The 364-nt window shown below is 70.1% G+C and carries 1 protein-coding gene; it reads left to right on the top strand.

Features of this window, described 5'->3' with window-relative positions; translation table 11 throughout:
- Window positions 1-364: delta-60 repeat domain-containing protein (locus JHD63_RS23185; RefSeq protein ID WP_198973155.1), on the top strand; the 364-nt coding region annotated here is incomplete at both ends.

The raw sequence follows: 364 nt of genomic DNA on the forward strand, positions 1-364 counted from the left end.
ACGGCCCGGTGTACGGCCTGGCCGTGCAGCCCGACGGCAAGGTACTGGTGGGGGGCGCTTTCACCCAGCTGGGCGGCCAGACGCGCAACTACCTGGCCCGCCTCAACGCCGATGGCTCGCTGGACACAGGCTTCAATCCCGGTGCCGACTACCTGGTGCTCAGCCTGGCCGTGCAGCCCGACGGCAAGGTACTGGTGGGGGGCGGTTTCAACCAGCTGGGCGGCCAGACGCGCAACCGCCTGGCCCGCCTCAACGCCGATGGCTCGCTGGACACGGGCTTTGATCCCGGCGCCAACGGCTGGGTGTACAGCCTGGCCGTGCAGCCCGACGGCAAGGTACTGGTGGGGGGCGCTTTCACCCAGCT

Origin of the sequence: Xylophilus sp. ASV27 (assembly GCF_016428875.1) — a bacterium.
GTDB lineage: Bacteria > Pseudomonadota > Gammaproteobacteria > Burkholderiales > Burkholderiaceae_C > Xylophilus.